The organism is Shimia sp. MIT1388 (genome assembly GCF_047124445.1).
Taxonomy (GTDB): Bacteria; Pseudomonadota; Alphaproteobacteria; order Rhodobacterales; family Rhodobacteraceae; genus Shimia.
The window spans coordinates 2,241,487-2,257,978 of sequence record NZ_CP138921.1; the positions used below are offsets into that span (position 1 = coordinate 2,241,487).

Genomic DNA, 16,492 nt, shown 5'->3' on the forward strand with positions numbered 1-16,492 from the left:
ACTCGGTTAATCCCCGCCCTGCGCCAACGCCGTCACCCCGGCCTCGCTCAGCATGTAGACGCCTTTGTCGACCTTCTCAAACCAGCCATAATGGTTGTCGCGCATCATCGTCGTGGCCTTTTCCACACCGGTGCCTTGGGCCACATCGCGCCCTCTGGACGCCCCGTTTTCATTGAGAAACACCGCACATTTTTCGGCGTCCTGCCGATACACCGTGACCTTCTCCCCGCGCATCCCGCCGGTGTTCGGATCACCTTCAAGACGTGAAAAAGCCTTCAAAAGCCGTGCCTTACGGACCTTCGACTTACGCGGTTGAAATGGTGCGGGGTCGCAATGCACCTCCACCGCGCCATCGTTAGACCGCACCGACAGCACCCCAAGCCCCAGTCGTTTGCACAGGCCAATATTGCCGGAAAACGCCTTCCACCCGGCCCGCCCTTTCCAGCGTGGCACCGCCACATAAACCGCATCCGTCACCGCCTGACGGGCCACCGCCTGTTGCAGCAACACGAGCGAGAAAGAGGTCTTTAACTCTACGATGACAGGCTCTTCACCGTCTTTCATCGCAACCACATCCGCCGCGCCCACCTCGGCTTTCACCTCAAAGCCCCGCGCCTCAAGCCACGCCTTCACCGGCGCATAAAGATCGGTTTCTGCCATCTTGTCCATGCCCTTTGGTAACGCCAATCCGGCGCGTTGCCCACATCATTTGCGGCGCCTTAGGCATTCGCCCTTGAGCCTCAAAAATGCCCTGCTACCTTGGCGCAAATGTCACCCGTGAGGTTCTGATGCGTTTTTTGACCACCCTGTTGTTTTTGATCAGCTTTTCCAACATCGCCTCGGCAAATTGCGCGGGTCCAAACGTTTATCCGTCCTTGCCTGAAAGTGAACGCCAAGCTCTGGAAGCCAAGGCCGCGGAAGTCCCCTTTTCCGAGGGCCTGCTCTGGCGCGCGGAGAAAGACGGCGTGGTCAGCCATCTGATCGGCACCTTCCATGTGCACTTGCCGGAACACGCCGCCATGGTCGCCCGCCTGGAAGAGCTAACCCCCAAGTCGGAAAAGGTTTTTCTCGAGCTCACAGAAGAAGATCAACTCGGCTTCCAGCGTCACCTGACGCAAAATCCCGAAAGCTATTTGATCCAATCAGGCCCGTCCCTGATTGACCGCCTCGGACCAGACCTCTGGGACCGCGTGGTGGTGCAGTTGGAGGAACGCGGCATGCCGCCCTTCCTCGCCGCCCGTTATCAGCCGTGGTTCCTCGGCATGACCCTGATGTTGCCGCCCTGTGCGTTTGATATTGTAAAGTCGGGCAAAAAAGGCCTCGATCAACAGATCGCGGCCATGGCGCAAGCCAACAACCTGCCTACCGCGTCGCTGGACAGTATTGACGGCCTGCTCACCATGCTGGCCTCCGATCCGCTTGAGGACCAATTGGACGACCTGCGCTGGAGCCTGTCGCTCAACACCGATCTCGCCGCGCCTGATCTGATTGGCTCGGTGATTGCCATGTATCTGGATGAAACCATTCAGCTTATCTGGGAATTCAACACGGCAGAAACCTTCAAAAACGCCGGTGAGGACGAAGACAAAGCTCGCCTCGCAGCCCTGCTGAAGCAAGCCGAAGATGACCTTATCATCGCCCGCAATACAGCCTGGGCCGAAGTATTAGCCAAAGAACTGACGCAGACCCCGTCTTTGGTGGCCGTCGGCGCCATGCACTTGCCAGGGGACCAAGGCGTGCTCAACCTGCTGCAAAGCGCTGGCTTCACCCTCACCCGCCTGCCTCTGAAATCGCCCTGAAGCAACACCCCGCCGCGCCGCGAGGTCGCAGGGTCAAAGCCACAGGTGACAAACCCAACGCGCCCTTCTATAAGGCGCGCAACTTCACCGTTTTTCTTTGTTTCTAAGGACGTCGCGACATGACAACTCAAGTTTTTGGCCACAAATCCCCTGACACTGATTCCACCGGTTCCCCAATCATCTGGGCCTGGTATCTGAACGAAGTGAAAGGCACGCCGGCCGAAGCAAAACTGCTGGGCGAGCCCAACACCGAAGCCGCATGGCTCTTGAACCGCTGGGACCTGCCAAAGCCAGCGATCATCGAAGACGTAGCGGACGACGCAGCTGTTGTGATCGTGGACACCAACAACCCGGCCGAGCTGCCTGCCAACATCAACGGCGCAGACGTTCAGGCGATCATCGACCACCACAAGCTGGTAGGCGGTCTGGAAACCAAAGGTCCAATCGACATCACCATCCGTCCGGTGGCCTGCACCGCAACCATCATGCATGACCTGATGGGCGACATCGAGATGCCAGACTTCATCAAAGGCACCATGCTGACCTGCATCCTGTCTGACACGCTTGAGTTCCGCAGCCCAACCACCACCGACCACGACAAAGCCGTGGCCGAGAAACTGGCGGCGGATCTGGGCATCGACATTTCGTCCTATGCGGCTGAAATGTTTGCCGCAAAATCCGACGTGTCTTCCTTCTCCGACGCAGAGCTGCTGCGCATGGACTCCAAGGAATACGAAGTCGACGGCACCAAATTCCGCGTCTCCGTTCTGGAAACCACCAGCCCCTCCACCGTTCTGGACCGCAAAGCGTCCCTGATGGAGACCATGACCACCGTGGCGTCTGAAGACGGCGTGGATCAGGTGCTGCTGTTTGTTGTCGACATCCTCAACGAAGAGTCGACCCTGCTGGTGCCAAACGATCTGGTGAAGGGCGTTGCTGCCAAGTCCTTTGACGTGGAAGCGTCTGGCGACAGCGTTGTGCTACCAGGCGTCGTGAGCCGCAAAAAACAGATCATTCCAAACCTCAAGGTCTGATCCTGATCTGATGCAAATTCAAAGGCCGGTTCCTTCGGGAGCCGGCCTTTTTTTGTGTTGAAGACGCTTACTGAGGTTCTGCCCCGTTCGGCAGTTGCCCCGCCGCCAGCCACTCCCAAAGTTCCGCCCAAAGCGCCTCCCGCCCTTTGCGAAACGCGCCGTCATGACCGACCTTCCTGGCGCCCAGTTGCCTCGGTGTTCGTACCACCAAGTGCTTTTCGGCCCTGCTATAGTGGCTCAGCGTGTCGCCACAGGCGGTCTCGGTGGCAATCGGATCATCACTCAACACCCAGGCATTGATCGGACTGCACGGATCGTCAAAGTGATGCGGATAGCGCCCTTCAGACAGTTCCGGCAACAGATAACCGCGTCGCGCGCTCCACCGCCGCCAGGTGCGGAACACATTCGGCGGCAAGGCCTCGCCGCCCCAAAGGCCGCCCGCCGGAATGTACCCATGCCGCGCGAGGCAATAACTGCCAAAGCCCCACCAGAAGAACAGCTCCAACGGCATATTGCGCAACTTGTGCACCCCCCAATGTCCATTGCCCACAGCCACAAAAGCGTGGCGCGATGTCTTGTCATGGTTCTGCATAAACCCAACAAACTGCCCGCCAATGCTATGCCCCAAAGTTGTGAGTGGCAGGCCCGGCGCGAGGCTCTGCAGATGCTCAAGCGCGGCAGTCATATCCAAACGTCCCCAGTCCGGATAATCGATCCCACTGACCGCAAGGTTCTCTGCCCCGGACTCGCCGATCCCCCTGAAATCATAGATCAGCACCACCGCGCCGCGTTGCGCCAGATAGGCCGCCACGTGGCGATAAATACGCCTCGGAAAGCCAGTGCCTGCTGAGATCAGAATGGCAACTTGCGGCGCGGCTCCGCGATAGACCGTGCCAGCCAGCTCCCAGCCGTCCTCCGCGCGAAATTTGATATCTTCAGCAATCACATCACCTTGATCCAACATCACTCTTGTTCCTCGCGCCATTCCGCTTGATCGATCACATCCTCGGCGTTTTCCGCCAAATGGGTCAGAAACCGGCCAATGACCTCCTGCTCCGCCGCATCAAAGGGCGCTAACAGAAGCCCATTTACGTGCTGCACAAAGGGCACCGTACGTTGCACTAAGCTTTCCGCAGCTGGCTCTAGATAAATTCTCACCACGCGCCCATCTGAGTCTTCCCGCGCACGCCGCACAAAACCGCGCTCCACCATGCGATCAATCAAACCGCTCAGGCTGGATTTGCCCATCGACAATGCTTTGGCTAGTTGCGTGACGGTTTGGCCGTCCTGCTTGGACAGGAGCACCAGCACGCCATGTTGCGGCATCGACAGATCGGCCAAGGCCTGCGTTTTCCGTTCCGACGCGCGGGTGATGGCCGAATGGGCCCGGTTCATCAGCAGGAATATTTTGGGTGGTTTTGGCATGATTGGTTCGTATCCGAATTACCTCACTTAATTCGTATACGAACTTTCCACACATTCAATCCCCGCGCCGGATGACGTTGCGGGAAGCTACAAAACAAGGCGGGCGCCGCTTTCGCGCCGCCCGCTTCAACTCATCTCCGCTGCAAACCCGTTAGCCAGAACTTAGATCGCAGGCCACAACCGGCGTATTGCCTTCAAACACAAGCACGCCACAGGCCGGCACGCGATGCCCGCCGACGCTTGCGGAGAAGCTGTTATAGTTGACCACAAACTCATAGGAGCCAAAGCGGCGGCGGCGCACGCCGTCCTGCATCGGCGACATGGCAACGCCAGCCTGTTCACAGGCCATGGACACAACGCGGTCCCACAGCGTCTCATCCGGGAAGCTGCCAAGATACCAACGCCCGTTCTGTCCCATCAAAACGGCTGCCCCGTCTTGGGTTTTTAGCAGGACCTCAGCCGCACCGGACAAGCGCTCGTGCCAATGCTCCACTTTGCCCCCGCCAGACACATCCATGCCAGCCTGTGGTGGCAGGCTCTCGATCAGATCAACCCGCACATCCAGGTTGGGCACACCCGGGCGACCTTTGGCTGGGATCATGAACTCTTCGGTGATCGCTCCGGTGCGCGGCCCCATTACGGCCAGCGCGTCCGCCCCAGACATCGCCAGAACCAACGCTGGGTCCAACGTGGCGAGGCCCGGCGCAAACACCGCCTTGTAACCCGTGAAGTCCCGATGCGCCGCACTCACGATGTCCACAGACAGCCCCGCCCGGCGCAACCCGCGATAGGCCGAGAACACCAGTCGGAAATAGTCAAACCCTGCGCCTTGCGGCTGCGTTTTCCAGGCCCAATCAGAGGCATAGTCAAAGACAAGCGCCACATCTGCCTGTTGGGTGTCCTGCTCCTTGAGCATGTCGAGCACACCAGCCACGGCCCGTGCCTCATCCATACCCGGAGCCTCTACGCCATCCGGCGCTTGAAGGCCCGCGTGCATCTGCTCCTGCGCAAAGGGCGCCTGCCGCCAACGGAAGTAACTCACCACCTCTGCGCCATGGGCAAAGGCTTCCAACGTCCACAGGGCCACCATGCCGGGTAACGGCGCAGGATTGTACGGCGCCCAATTCACCGGACCGGGCTGCTGCTCCATCACCCACCATCGGCCCTTACCAACCGCGCGATAGAGATCATGGTGAAACGCCTGCATGTCAGGATCACCCTGCCGCAGGAACCGCGCCTTGTGTTCGTCAGAGGCTTCCAGGCGATCCGACAAGAACCCAATCGGGTAACTGTCCCAGCTCGCAATATCGAGGTCTTCGCCCACGTCAAAGTGGTCAAACTCAAGAATGCGGCCCATGTAGTTGTGGATCAGTGGCGCCTCGCTATGCGCCTTCAAAATGTCCGCCTGCACCTTGTTGAACGCCACAACCTGATCACTAGAGAAGCGACGGAATGCCAGCACATGCGCGGGGTTTGGTTCAGTCACGGTCAGGTTTGGCAAATCGATCTGATCAAACGACGCATAATCCATAGACCAGAACACATTGCCCCAGGCCTCATTGAGCGCCTCAACTGTGCCATAGCGTTCCTGACACCAGTTTTGAAACGCCCGTTTGGCCGGTTCAGAATAGCTGATTGTGGTGTCGTGACAGCCGTATTCATTGTCAGTCTGCCAAGCGGCCACATGTGGGTTCTTGCCATAGCGCTCGGCCACAATCTGGGTGATGCGCGCGCATTCATCGCGATAGCCTAGGTGACTGAAGCAATAGTGCCGACGCGAGCCAAATTTGCGTGGCGCTCCATTTTCATCCACCGCCAGCATGTCGGGATGTTTGTCGATCATCCAGCGCGGCGGCGTTGCAGTTGGCGTGCCCAGCACGACTTTCAATCCAGCCGCCCCCAGCGTCTCAATTGCACGGTCCAGCCACTCCAGCGTCAACTGCCCTGGCACAGCCTCCATGCGGCTCCAGGCAAACTCACCGATCCGCACCCAACGGATGCCGGCCGCCACCATATCCGCCGCATCTTTGGCCCACATGTCTTCCGGCCAATGCTCCGGATAGTAACAAACGCCCAGTTCTTGCTTCATAAAATCACCCGTGGTTCCGCCACCCCTTGGGCAACGTTGTCTATGGCAAAGACCATGCCGTTCTCCGGCGCCTCTGCCAATGTCTTTTCGTCAATCCCTTCGCGGGCGGAGGTCACCAAAAGCGTGGTCAGATCATCCCCACCGAAGGCCGGACAACTGCTGTGTTGCCCGCCAACCGAGACCGCTTTGAGGAAGGTCCCGTCCGGATCATAGGCCGCCACGCGGGCCGCGCCCCATTGCGCAATCCAGACGTTACCGTCCGCATCTACAACCGCGCCGTCCGGGTTTAGGCCGCCTGCGTTGAGATCAAGATAGACTTCCGCAATGCCGACTGGCCAACCGCTCTCCGCATCCACAGCCTGACGCATCACCAGCTTGGTCACCGTGTCAGTGTAGTAGGCACAGCCACGCGCCTTATCAAAACAGATCGCATTGCTGATCGTCACATCCGCCACAAGCTTGCGCAGCTCGCCATCAAAGTAGCGATAGATCGCACCGGCTTTGGGTTCCGCACTTTTGCCCATAGTGCCAATCCAAAACCCGCCCCAAGGGTCCGCGCGCCCATCGTTAGAGCGCGTCACCGGATTGTCTGCCTCTAAAGAGCACAAATACTCCTGCTCTTCGGTGTCGAGGTAAAACTTCCACAGGCCTGTTTCCGACGCCAGGATCAGCGTGTCATGATCCACCCAGCCTGCCGCCGATACATGCTCGTCAAACTGCCACTCCAGCGGCGCGCCGTCCTTCTGGCTCAGCATTTTCTTGCCGACAATATCAAACCAAAACAGCTGATTGCGCTCCGGGTGCCACAGCGGACCTTCACCCAACGCACACGGTCGGTCATCAAAAATAGTGCTCATGCAAATGCCTCGTCGTAAGCGGCCACAATGGCCTCTGCCCGTTGACGTACATCCTCCACGCTCATACCGGCTTTGTAAATCGCGGAGCCGATGCCAAAGCCATCTGCGCCTGCGGCAATCCACTCACCAAAGTTCTCTGGTCCTGCGCCACCCACAGCGTACACTTGGCTGTCTTTTGGTAGCACCGCCCGCACGGCTTTCAGGCCACCCGGACCCGCCATATTGCCAGGAAACAGCTTCAGACCGGTTGCACCAGCTTTTAAGGCCGCAAACGCCTCCGTTGGCGTAAACACACCCGGCCAGCTTTCCAGCCCCAGCTTGGCGGTGTGCGCAATCACCTCGGTGTCGCAGTTGGGCGAAACGATCAGCTTCCCGCCAACACTCGCAACCGCGTCCACTTGCGCAACCTCGAGCACCGTGCCTGCCCCTACGAGTGCGCGATCCCCAAACCCTTTCGCCAAAAGTTCAATGCTCGCCAATGGATCGGGCGAGTTCAGCGGCACCTCGATCTTATCGATACCCGCTGCAATGATAGCCTCCGCCATGGCTTTGATCTCGCCCGGGGTCACCCCGCGCAAGATGGCAATAATCGACCGGTTCATATTGTTATCCCAAAAGGTTGCGCGCGGCAGACAGCCCCGCAAGTGTCATGTCCTGACAGTCCACAACGGTCACCCAACCGCCCTGGGCCTTCAGGGCCTCTGCATAAACATCGGACAGCTGCTGCTCCCCGATCACCGCAATCTGCTGCCCCAGCCAGTATGGCCGCGACGCCGCCAGTTCAGCTCCCAACAGCAGCCCCGACAAGCGCGACCGCGCCGCCGCAGAAGGCGTTGCATTCAACAGATCGCTGGCGCGAATGCCAAACAGTTCTGAGGCGAGATTTTCCGGCCGCGACAAGGTCACATCCATGCCCGCCGCAAAGGCCTCCGCGTCCCAGCCCTCACCAACCGAGTGCTGCAGCACAGACTGCTTGCTCAGGAGCGAAAACAACTCGCCCGTCATGAAGGTCCGGAAACTCACCACCTCATCGGCGCTGACATGCGCCCATTTGGTATGGGTGCCTGGCAAGCACAAGACGCCATCCCAATTCGCGTTGCGCGACAGGAACCCCGCAATCTGCGTTTCTTCTCCCCGCATCACATCCGCGGGCTTTGGCTGTTTCAAACCGGGCACCACATGCACCCGAAGTCGCGTATCCGTATCGGGCACAAGCACCGGCTGCGGCGCCAGCGCGGGCGCAGGCACCGCCGTGTACGGCGCCTCAACCCAGCCTTGGCGCGCCCCCACCATACCGCAGGCGATCACATCTATCGGACCGTCGCCAAGCCAGTCTTCAACCAGTTCCAACAAAGCCGCTTCGAACCCGCCAGCGTCCAATTTCGCCATGCCCTTGTCTGACTGCGCCGTTGCCAAAAGTTTGTCGCCTTCCATGGCATAGGCGCGCAGCTTTGACGTACCCCAATCCACTCCAATCCATTGTGCTTGCACAGACATATCTTACCCCGAAACCACAACGCCGCCGTCAACGGCCATGCATTGCCCCGTCATCATTCGGCTGGCGTTTGACGCCAAATAAAGCGTGGGGTCAATCATATCTTCCGGCGTCAAATGCTCTTTCAAACATTGCCGCTCCATATGCGCAGCCAACGCATCTGGATCTGCCCACATATCCAATTGCTTCTGGGTTAGCACCCAGCCCGGCGCCAGGGCATTCACGCGGATGCCTTTTGGCCCCAACTCCCGTGCCAGTGAGCGTGTCATGCCGGTGATCGCCGCATTGGCGCTCGTGTAAATCGGGTATCCAGCGTTGCCCATGATGTAGCTGATCGAGCTGAAATTGATAATCGAGCCACTGCCATCCATCTGCCGGGCCGCTTCCTGACAGGCAAAGAAATAGGCCTTCTGGTTCACCGCCTGCATCCAATCGTAGAACTCTTCATCCACCTCATCGAGGGCGTGGCGCTGATCGTTGGCGGCATTGTTCACCAACACATCCAACCCGCCGTGCTCTCCCACGGCCTGTTGAATGGTGTCCCGCAGGCGTGGAATGTCGGAGATGTCTCCTTGCATAAACAGAGGCGTCACGCCGTGCTTGGCCTCCATCTCTGCGACGAAGTCGTCTGCCGCCGAGCGCCCGATGATCGCCACCTTCGCGCCCTGCGCCATGAACCCATCGGTCAGGGCTGCGCCGATGCCGCTGGCCCCGCCGGTGATGTAAACGGATTTGCCTTTGAGATCAGGAAAAATCGTACCGGTCATCAGTGGCTCTCCCGTGTGACAAGCCGCGTGTCTTTGCCCACAAGGAAGTCCAAATCGGCCCCCTTATCGGCCTGCAACACATGGTCGTAATAAAGTTTCGCGTAACCGCGAGTGTAATGTTCGGGATCAGGCTCCCAAGCCGCGCGACGCGCCTCAAGCTCTGCCTCATCAACCAACAACTCCAGCACGCCGCCGGATGCAGAGACCTTGATCCGGTCCCCGGTTTTCACCAGCGCCAGCGTGCCTCCGGCCTGAGCCTCGGGGCTCACATGCAAGATCACCGTGCCATAAGCTGTGCCAGACATCCGCGCATCCGACACCCGGATCATGTCGCGCACGCCTTCTTTCACAAGCTTGCCCGGGATCGGCATGTTGCCCACCTCTGGCATGCCCGGATAGCCTTTGGGGCCACAACCTTTGAGCACCAGAATGGTATCGGCGGTTACCGGCAAATCAGGCTTATCGATGTTGGCTTTCAGGTCCTCGATGTTCTCAAAAACATAAGCCTCGCCCTCATGCTCCAACAGATGATCGGTGGCGGCAGACGGCTTCACAATTGCCCCATTGGGCGCAAGATTGCCGCGCAACACCCGCAGGCCTGCCGCCGGTTTCACCGGATTGTCCAGCGGGCGAATGACGTCGTCGTTATAGATCTCCGCACCGTCATGATAGGCCGCAATGTCCTTGCCCAATACGGTGTTCGCTGGGCGCACATGCTCTTTCAACTGGCTCAGCACCGCAGGCACGCCGCCGGCATAACAGAAATCCTCCATCAGGTATTTGCCCGACGGCATACAATTCACCAGCAGCGGAATCTCAGAGCCGATCTCAAAGTCTTTTAGCGTCAGATCGACGCCAACACGTCCGGCCAGCGCCAGCAGGTGCACCACCGCATTCGTGGAGCCACCTACGGCGGCGTTTGCCAGAATGGCATTCTCAAACGCCTCTTTGGTCAGGATGTCGGACGGCTTCAGATCCTCATCCACCATCTCCACAATGCGTTTGCCTGTCAGATGCGCCAAAGCCATCCGGCGCGCATCCACCGCAGGCAGCACCGCATTGGTTGGCAACGCCATACCCATCGCCTCAACCAACGAGGCCATCGTCGACGCGGTGCCCATGGTCATGCATACGCCCGCGCTGCGGCTCATACCGCTTTCCGCGTTCATGAAGTCTTGCAGGGTCATCTCGCCCGCACGTACCTCTTCGGAGAACTTCCAAACATCCGTGCCAGAACCAATGTCCTTGCCCTTGAACTTGCCGTTCAGCATCGGTCCAGAGCTCACAACAATCGTTGGCAAATCCACCGAGGCGGCGCCCATCAGCTGACCCGGCGTGGTTTTGTCACAGCCGCCCAGCAACACAACGCCATCGATCCCATAAGCGCGGATGCTCTCTTCAACATCCATCGCCAATAAGTTGCGGAACAGCATCGCCGTCGGCTTCATCTGGGTCTCACCCAGAGACATCACGGGAAACTCCACAGGGAAACCACCAGCCTCCCAAACGCCACGCTTCACACCTTCGGCCAGGGTCCGCAGGCCGGAGTTACACGGCGTCAACTCAGACCAGGTGTTGCAGATGCCGATGATCGGACGCCCATCAAACGCGTGATCGGGGAACCCTTGATTTTTCATCCAACTGCGGTGGATGAAACCATCCTTGTCTAGCTTGCCATACCAATGCTGGGAACGACGCTTTTTGCTCATTTTTTCTTTCCTTCGATCACCCACATCCGGTCCGGGAAGGACCATGGCAATATGAGACCGTGTTGCATCAATAGCTGACCACTCAGGTTCACAGGACCGTCTTTCAACGGCATCTCGCGACGCGACAAATGATGCGCCTCGTCCCGGTTGATCAGTTCAATTTCATAAGTGGCATCCGGCTCCAAGCCGGTCAGCCGCAAAGGGCGCGGCATGATTTGTGTGCCGGTCGATGCCTTGCCCGCAAATACCACAAACCGCTGTTTGTCTTGGGATAGCTGTTGCTCGGCAATCACGCTTGGATCCGCAACGTCCAGCCGTAAGATATCCGCTGTCCGCCGCCAATCCCGGTTGTTTTTCCACCAGGCCGTGACTTGAGACAGCACCGCCGCCTCTTCATCGGTCAACTCGCGCGGGTCCATTTCAAAACCCATGTGCCGCTGCGCCGCGACCCAGGCACGGAAGCGGATGTCGTGCACCCGCCCCGACGTGTGGCAGTGGCGTGGTCCAACGTGACAACCGGTGATCGCCATCGGCAACATCAACGCCGCATCATGCTGAATCCGCAACCGCTCAAGCGCGTCATTGCTGTCACTCAACCAGACCCGCTGCGTGTGCTCCAGAATACCGGCATCAATACGGCCGCCGCCCGACGCGCAGCTCTCAATTTCCACCTCTGGAAAATCCGCTCGCAACCGCCCCATAAGCGCGTAGACACCTTCCGCCTGCGCCGCATCCGCAATGGGCAGCAGTCGGTTGTGATCCCATTTGATGTAGTCAATGTCATGCGCGGACAACACGGCAGCAATCTTGTCATAGAGATACTCGCGCACCTCCGGATTGCCGACATCCAGCACCCGCTGCTGCCGCCCTTCGACCTGATCCACCGCCCCCAAAATCCATTCCGGATGCGCGCGCGCCAGATCGCTGTCCATATTGACCATCTCTGGCTCAAACCAGAGACCAAACACCATGCCCAGAGACGTCACATGCTCAATGATCGGCGTCAGCCCATCCGGCCATTTGCGCGGATCAATGTCCCAATCACCCAGCGAGCTTGTGTCATCATCGCGCTTACCAAACCAGCCGTCATCCAGCACAAACCGCTCTGCGCCCAGTTTGGCGGCCCGTTCTGCAATGTCTTTCAGCACGTCAACATCATGGTTAAAATACACCGCTTCCCAGCAGTTGTAATGCACCGGACGCGGCCGCTCCGGATGGGGCCAGGTCACCACGTGATCCCGTAAATGCCGCTGAAACGCGATTGCGCAGCCATTTAGTCCTGTTTCAGAAACAGTCAGATACAGTTTAGCCGTTTCAAAGGTCGTGCCTGAGGCCCGCGTGCCAGTCGCATGCCCAAACTGAATGTGCCGCCGCCCCTCTGGCAGTTCCTCGGCGTACATCACATGCCCGCCAGACCAGCCGTAATGCATGGCAAATACAGTGCCAGAGGTGTTTTGCGCCCCACGTTCTGGGAAATACGCTATCGGCGGATGTTCATGACCAGATCGCCCCCCACGCGCCTCACGCATGTGGATGCCTGCCCGCCAAGGGGCACGTTCCACCTGAAACTCGCCAATCCACCGGCCGGAGAAATCCAGAATTTCATCGCCGTATTGCGGTCCCGGCATCACAGGCGCGGCCAGATGATGTACGGTGATCTCCGCCTCAGCTTTCAGCGTTGTCCGTGCCGCGATCACGCCGCCTTCAACGGCAAACTCAAAAGTAACTGACAGCCCAAGCGCCTCATCACAACACACAAACCGCGTGCCATCCGCCTCAATCAACACGAACCGCGGAAACAGCGGCTGACCATCACGATAGGCCACCAAGCCCGCCTGCCCCTGAAAGCTCTGCCCTGCTTCCGGGCACAGCGACACGTCCGGCAAACGATCAATCATCCCGCCAGTCACATCCCGAGCGGCAATCACGCCCATTTCCGCCAAATCTTGCCCCGCCGGCAAAGCAGCCCCCCAGTAGAGGGCGCTGGGCACGCCCCCATCTGAGGCCAGAACCAAGGTCTGACCCGGCGCATCAATGCGCCAGGTTTGCATGTCTTGCGTCACTTCACGGCTCCAAGCGTCAGACCAGCAATAAAGTGCCGCTGCATCAGGAAGAACATCGCCACCGGCGGCAGCGCCGCCACAATCGAGCCCGCGCTCATCAGGTGATACGCCGCCCGGAACTGCGCGTTAAACGAGGTGATCCCTGCGGTTACCGGCTGGCTCTCGATGCCTTGGGTCAACACCACCGCCCAAAAGTAATCATTCCAGATGAAAGTGAAGATCAGTACAGACAACGCCGCCAGTGCCGGCTTCATCAGCGGCAGCACCACATACCAGAAGATGCGCCATTCGCTCACGCCTTCCACCCGCGCCGCTTCGATCAGCTCAAACGGCAGCGCCCGGATGAAGTTGCGCATAAAGAGGGTGCAGAAGCCGGTCTGAAACGCCACATGGAACAGCACAAGACCGGTTTTTGTGTTATACAGCCCCAACTCCAAGGTCAGGTCGCGCACCGGCACCATCAGAATTTGGAACGGCACAAAATTGCCCGCCACAAACATGAAGAAAATCCATAGGTTGGCGCGGAACTTATAGATGCCAAGCGCAAAGCCCGTCATCGCGCTGAGCGCCACAGCCCCAATCACTGTTGGCACCGTGATCATAAACGAGTTGAGCAAATAGCGTGGCATATCGGAGTTGAAGAACACCTGGCCATAGTTGGCCGCGCCCTCAAAACTCGACGGCAATCCCCAGTAGTTGCCCGAGGTAAAGTCTGCATCCGGCTTCACGGAGAACAGCGCCACCGCCAACAAGGGCGCCAGCCAGAACGCCAAGGCCACTGGAAGCAGGGATTTGTAAGCGACCTGTGCGGCCTGGGATTGCTTTTCGATCGGTTTCGGAAACATCTCAGTGACCCTTCTCTTCGCGATACATCGACCACAGGAAGTAGGTGATGAAGCACAGCATAATCAGGAACAGCACCACCGCGATGGCCGCGCCATAGCCCATGCGGAAGCCATATTCCGACAAGGCCACTTCGAACATGTAATAGGCCAGCACACGCGAACTGCCGAACGGGCCGCCCTGCGTCATGATGGAGATCAGGTCAAACGAGCGCAGCGCGCCGATGATGGTCACCACAAAGGCGATAAACGTCGCGGGACGCAGCTGCGGCAGGATGATGTTCCACAACATCGACCAGCCCTTGGCCCCATCCAAACGCCCAGCCTCAATCTGCTCTGGATCAACTGCGTTCAAACCGGTGAGGTAGAGGATCATGCAATAGGCCGTCTGTGGCCACAGGCCTGCGGCAACGATGCCATAGGTCACAAGGTTTTCATTGCCCAACACATTGATCGGCCCCATGCCGACCCAGCCCAGCATGGTGTTCAGCAGGCCAAAAGTAGGATCGTAAAACCAGGTAAAAACTAGGCCTACCACCACTTGTGAGATCACAAATGGGAAGAAAAACAGCGACTTATAGATGCGGATGCCACGCACGGTCTGGTTCAAAAACAGCGCAATGAACAGGCCAGCGGGTATGGCGAGCAGGTAGAGAAACAGCCACATCACGTTGTTTTTCAACGACGTGAAAAAGGCGTCTCGATCCACATACTCCCAGTAGAGATCTTCGTAGTTGCGCATCCCGACATAGGTCTTTTCGCCCAACCCGTCCCACTCATAAAGCGAGAGATTGAAAGACTGAAACACCGGCGCGATCACATAGACCGCAAAGAACAGGATGCCCGGCGCCAGGAACAGCCACGGCGCAATGCGCTGTTGGTTGCGATGGAACCAGCTTTCGGTTTCAGGAATGTCTGAGGATACGGTCATAAGTGAACCCGATAATTGAGGGTGGAAAGGCGGAGGATACCCCCGCCTCGCCGAAAAGATGACATGTCAGGACGCGTAGGCGCCCCGACACACGCTCATCACTTGTAGATGCGGCCGCGGGCACGCTCCAGCTTCGCCAGAATTTTGTCCAGCTGGTCTGGCTTGACCATGAACTCCTGGAAGCCTTCCATGGACACTTTCGCCATTTCTGCTGGTGCATCGCGATCCCAGAACTGGGCAACGCCACCGGTGGAGTTGTTGGACAGCATCTCAAAGCCCATCTGCAGGAACTTGTCATCATCCACAGAGGACGCCGCATTCACAGGCAGCTGGCCGAGGTTTTTACCATTGTTGATGATGGTCTGTTCCGCTGGCGAAGTGGCAAAGCGCAGGAACTCACGTGCCGCTTCTTTGTTCTTCGCGTTGGCCGGGATGTGGAACGTGTCGGTTGGCGCATCTTCGGCCAGAGCCACGTCCGGGTTGATTTTCGGGAACTGGTAGAAGTCCAGCTGGTCATCGGTCAGACCTGCTTCGCGCAGCGGTGCCACCGCGAAGTTGCCCATCAGGTAGGCTGCCGCTTCACCGTTCACCATGAACGGCAGCGCTTCCTGCCAGCTGTATGTCTGGTGGTCAGCAATGAAGCCGCCCATGTCGATCAGCTCTTTCCAGTTCATGAAAGTCTGCTTCACGCGGTCGTCTTCCCAGGACACATTGCCCGCGGCCAGATCCATGTGGAAATCAAAGCCGTTGGTGCGCATGTTCAGGTAGTCAAACCAGCCGCCAGCGGTCCATAGGTACTTGGTACCGATGGTGTAGCACGCACGGCCGGAGGCAACGATCTTGCCACAGTTGGCTTTTTCCTCGTCCCAGTTGGTTGGCTCGGCCAGGCCGAGCTCTTCATAGATGTCTTTGCGGTAGTACACGCCCCACTGGTAGTAGGTGTAGGCCACGCCCCACTGCTTGTCATCGATGGTCAACGCACCTTTGGTGGAGGCGAGACCTTCGGCAATCTCTGGCTCCGCATAGAGGTCAGATACGTCTTCAAACAGACCGGCCTCTACATAGGGACGCATACGGTTGGCGGCGTACCAAGTGGCAACGTCTGGCGCATTTGCAGTCAGGAAATTCCGGATCTGAGTTTTGTACGCTTCGCGGTCGATCACCGTGGTTTCAACGTTCAGCCCTGGGTGCTCCGCTTTGAAGCGGTCGATCATCGCCTCCATGGTCGCGCGCGGCGCTGGGTTCGATGTGTCCAGGAAAATTGTCAGGTCGCCCGTCAGCTCCGCAGATGCCGGTACAGCAAACGCAGAGGCAACCGCAGCGGCGGCAGCGGTGGTTTTCATTTTGGAAAGCATTTGTTCCTCCCTGTCTCCAAAATTATGCAATTTGCGGTTCCATTATTTGAAACCATGTTTTACATATTGAAATCTACACACAGAGTCGATTAGGTTGTCAACAGATTCCTAGCGGCTGCTGGAATC

The 16,492-nt window shown here is 58.5% G+C and carries 15 protein-coding genes; 2 read left to right on the forward strand and 13 right to left on the reverse strand.

Annotation, left to right across the window (positions count from 1 at the left end):
• Positions 1–6 precede the first annotated feature (6 nt).
• Positions 7–660: a DUF2161 domain-containing phosphodiesterase gene (locus SIB92_RS11130; RefSeq protein WP_412555829.1), complete on the reverse strand. Its 654-nt coding sequence runs from the start codon at positions 658–660 to the stop codon at positions 7–9.
• A 128-nt stretch (positions 661–788) separates the two neighbouring features.
• Here SIB92_RS11130 and SIB92_RS11135 point away from each other — a divergent pair, with 128 nt between their 5' ends.
• Both SIB92_RS11135 and SIB92_RS11140 read left to right on the forward strand, forming a co-directional pair.
• The gene (locus SIB92_RS11135) at positions 789–1,799 is read left to right on the forward strand and encodes a TraB/GumN family protein (RefSeq protein WP_412552133.1); all 1,011 of its coding nucleotides are present in this window, start codon (positions 789–791) and stop codon (positions 1,797–1,799) included.
• Between the two features lie 119 nt (positions 1,800–1,918).
• The gene (locus SIB92_RS11140) at positions 1,919–2,833 is read left to right on the forward strand and encodes a manganese-dependent inorganic pyrophosphatase (protein ID WP_412552134.1); all 915 of its coding nucleotides are present in this window, start codon (positions 1,919–1,921) and stop codon (positions 2,831–2,833) included.
• A gap of 67 nt (positions 2,834–2,900) precedes the next feature.
• On the opposite strand, the gene SIB92_RS11145 is transcribed toward SIB92_RS11140, so the two are convergent.
• The 12 genes from SIB92_RS11145 to SIB92_RS11200 form a co-directional block, all read right to left on the reverse strand.
• Positions 2,901–3,797, reverse strand: a complete 897-nt coding sequence (locus tag SIB92_RS11145) for a serine aminopeptidase domain-containing protein (RefSeq protein WP_412552135.1) — start codon at positions 3,795–3,797, stop codon at positions 2,901–2,903.
• The gene (locus SIB92_RS11150) at positions 3,797–4,228 is read right to left on the reverse strand and encodes a MarR family winged helix-turn-helix transcriptional regulator (protein WP_412552136.1); all 432 of its coding nucleotides are present in this window, start codon (positions 4,226–4,228) and stop codon (positions 3,797–3,799) included. The genes SIB92_RS11145 and SIB92_RS11150 overlap by 1 nt, the downstream gene beginning before the upstream one ends.
• Positions 4,229–4,409: 181 nt before the next feature.
• Entirely contained in the window at positions 4,410–6,347 is a 1,938-nt protein-coding gene (locus tag SIB92_RS11155) for a beta-galactosidase (protein ID WP_412552137.1), read from the reverse strand.
• On the reverse strand, positions 6,344–7,204 hold the full coding sequence (locus tag SIB92_RS11160; protein WP_412552138.1) for an SMP-30/gluconolactonase/LRE family protein: 861 nt from the start codon (positions 7,202–7,204) through the stop codon (positions 6,344–6,346). The genes SIB92_RS11155 and SIB92_RS11160 overlap by 4 nt, the downstream gene beginning before the upstream one ends.
• On the reverse strand, positions 7,201–7,806 hold the full coding sequence (locus SIB92_RS11165) for a 2-dehydro-3-deoxy-6-phosphogalactonate aldolase (RefSeq protein WP_412552139.1): 606 nt from the start codon (positions 7,804–7,806) through the stop codon (positions 7,201–7,203). The genes SIB92_RS11160 and SIB92_RS11165 overlap by 4 nt, the downstream gene beginning before the upstream one ends.
• Positions 7,807–7,810: 4 nt before the next feature.
• A complete protein-coding gene (locus SIB92_RS11170; protein WP_412552140.1) occupies positions 7,811–8,701 on the reverse strand; it encodes a 2-dehydro-3-deoxygalactonokinase in 891 nt (296 codons plus the stop codon).
• Positions 8,702–8,704: 3 nt separating this feature from the next.
• Positions 8,705–9,466: an SDR family NAD(P)-dependent oxidoreductase gene (locus SIB92_RS11175; protein WP_412552141.1), complete on the reverse strand. Its 762-nt coding sequence runs from the start codon at positions 9,464–9,466 to the stop codon at positions 8,705–8,707.
• Positions 9,466–11,175, reverse strand: a complete 1,710-nt coding sequence (locus SIB92_RS11180; RefSeq protein WP_412552142.1) for an IlvD/Edd family dehydratase — start codon at positions 11,173–11,175, stop codon at positions 9,466–9,468. The genes SIB92_RS11175 and SIB92_RS11180 overlap by 1 nt, the downstream gene beginning before the upstream one ends.
• A complete protein-coding gene (locus SIB92_RS11185; protein WP_412555830.1) occupies positions 11,172–13,226 on the reverse strand; it encodes an alpha-galactosidase in 2,055 nt (684 codons plus the stop codon). Before SIB92_RS11185 ends, SIB92_RS11180 begins: the two co-directional genes overlap by 4 nt.
• 8 nt (positions 13,227–13,234) lie before the next feature.
• On the reverse strand, positions 13,235–14,083 hold the full coding sequence (locus SIB92_RS11190; protein WP_299425311.1) for a carbohydrate ABC transporter permease: 849 nt from the start codon (positions 14,081–14,083) through the stop codon (positions 13,235–13,237).
• Position 14,084: 1 nt separating this feature from the next.
• On the reverse strand, positions 14,085–15,011 hold the full coding sequence (locus SIB92_RS11195) for a carbohydrate ABC transporter permease (RefSeq protein WP_412552143.1): 927 nt from the start codon (positions 15,009–15,011) through the stop codon (positions 14,085–14,087).
• Positions 15,012–15,109: 98 nt separating this feature from the next.
• Complete coding sequence (locus SIB92_RS11200; RefSeq protein WP_412552144.1) at positions 15,110–16,366, reverse strand: ABC transporter substrate-binding protein; 1,257 nt, start codon at positions 16,364–16,366, stop codon at positions 15,110–15,112.
• Positions 16,367–16,492 lie beyond the last annotated feature (126 nt).

Bases quoted from the DNA above. Each gene is read 5' to 3' on its own strand.
- SIB92_RS11135 (WP_412552133.1), top strand. From the start codon at position 789: ATGCGTTTTTTGACCACCCTGTTGTTTTTGATCAGCTTTTCCAACATC.
- SIB92_RS11140 (WP_412552134.1), top strand. From the start codon at position 1,919: ATGACAACTCAAGTTTTTGGCCACAAATCCCCTGACACTGATTCCACC.
- SIB92_RS11155 (WP_412552137.1), bottom strand. From the start codon at position 6,347: ATGAAGCAAGAACTGGGCGTTTGTTACTATCCGGAGCATTGGCCGGAA.
- SIB92_RS11185 (WP_412555830.1), bottom strand. From the start codon at position 13,226: ATGCAAACCTGGCGCATTGATGCGCCGGGTCAGACCTTGGTTCTGGCC.
- SIB92_RS11175 (WP_412552141.1), bottom strand. From the start codon at position 9,466: ATGACCGGTACGATTTTTCCTGATCTCAAAGGCAAATCCGTTTACATC.
- SIB92_RS11160 (WP_412552138.1), bottom strand. From the start codon at position 7,204: ATGAGCACTATTTTTGATGACCGACCGTGTGCGTTGGGTGAAGGTCCG.
- SIB92_RS11190 (WP_299425311.1), bottom strand. From the start codon at position 14,083: ATGTTTCCGAAACCGATCGAAAAGCAATCCCAGGCCGCACAGGTCGCT.
- SIB92_RS11200 (WP_412552144.1), bottom strand. From the start codon at position 16,366: ATGCTTTCCAAAATGAAAACCACCGCTGCCGCCGCTGCGGTTGCCTCT.
- SIB92_RS11170 (WP_412552140.1), bottom strand. From the start codon at position 8,701: ATGTCTGTGCAAGCACAATGGATTGGAGTGGATTGGGGTACGTCAAAG.
- SIB92_RS11145 (WP_412552135.1), bottom strand. From the start codon at position 3,797: ATGTTGGATCAAGGTGATGTGATTGCTGAAGATATCAAATTTCGCGCG.
- SIB92_RS11130 (WP_412555829.1), bottom strand. From the start codon at position 660: ATGGCAGAAACCGATCTTTATGCGCCGGTGAAGGCGTGGCTTGAGGCG.
- SIB92_RS11195 (WP_412552143.1), bottom strand. From the start codon at position 15,011: ATGACCGTATCCTCAGACATTCCTGAAACCGAAAGCTGGTTCCATCGC.
- SIB92_RS11180 (WP_412552142.1), bottom strand. From the start codon at position 11,175: ATGAGCAAAAAGCGTCGTTCCCAGCATTGGTATGGCAAGCTAGACAAG.
- SIB92_RS11150 (WP_412552136.1), bottom strand. From the start codon at position 4,228: ATGAACCGGGCCCATTCGGCCATCACCCGCGCGTCGGAACGGAAAACG.
- SIB92_RS11165 (WP_412552139.1), bottom strand. From the start codon at position 7,806: ATGAACCGGTCGATTATTGCCATCTTGCGCGGGGTGACCCCGGGCGAG.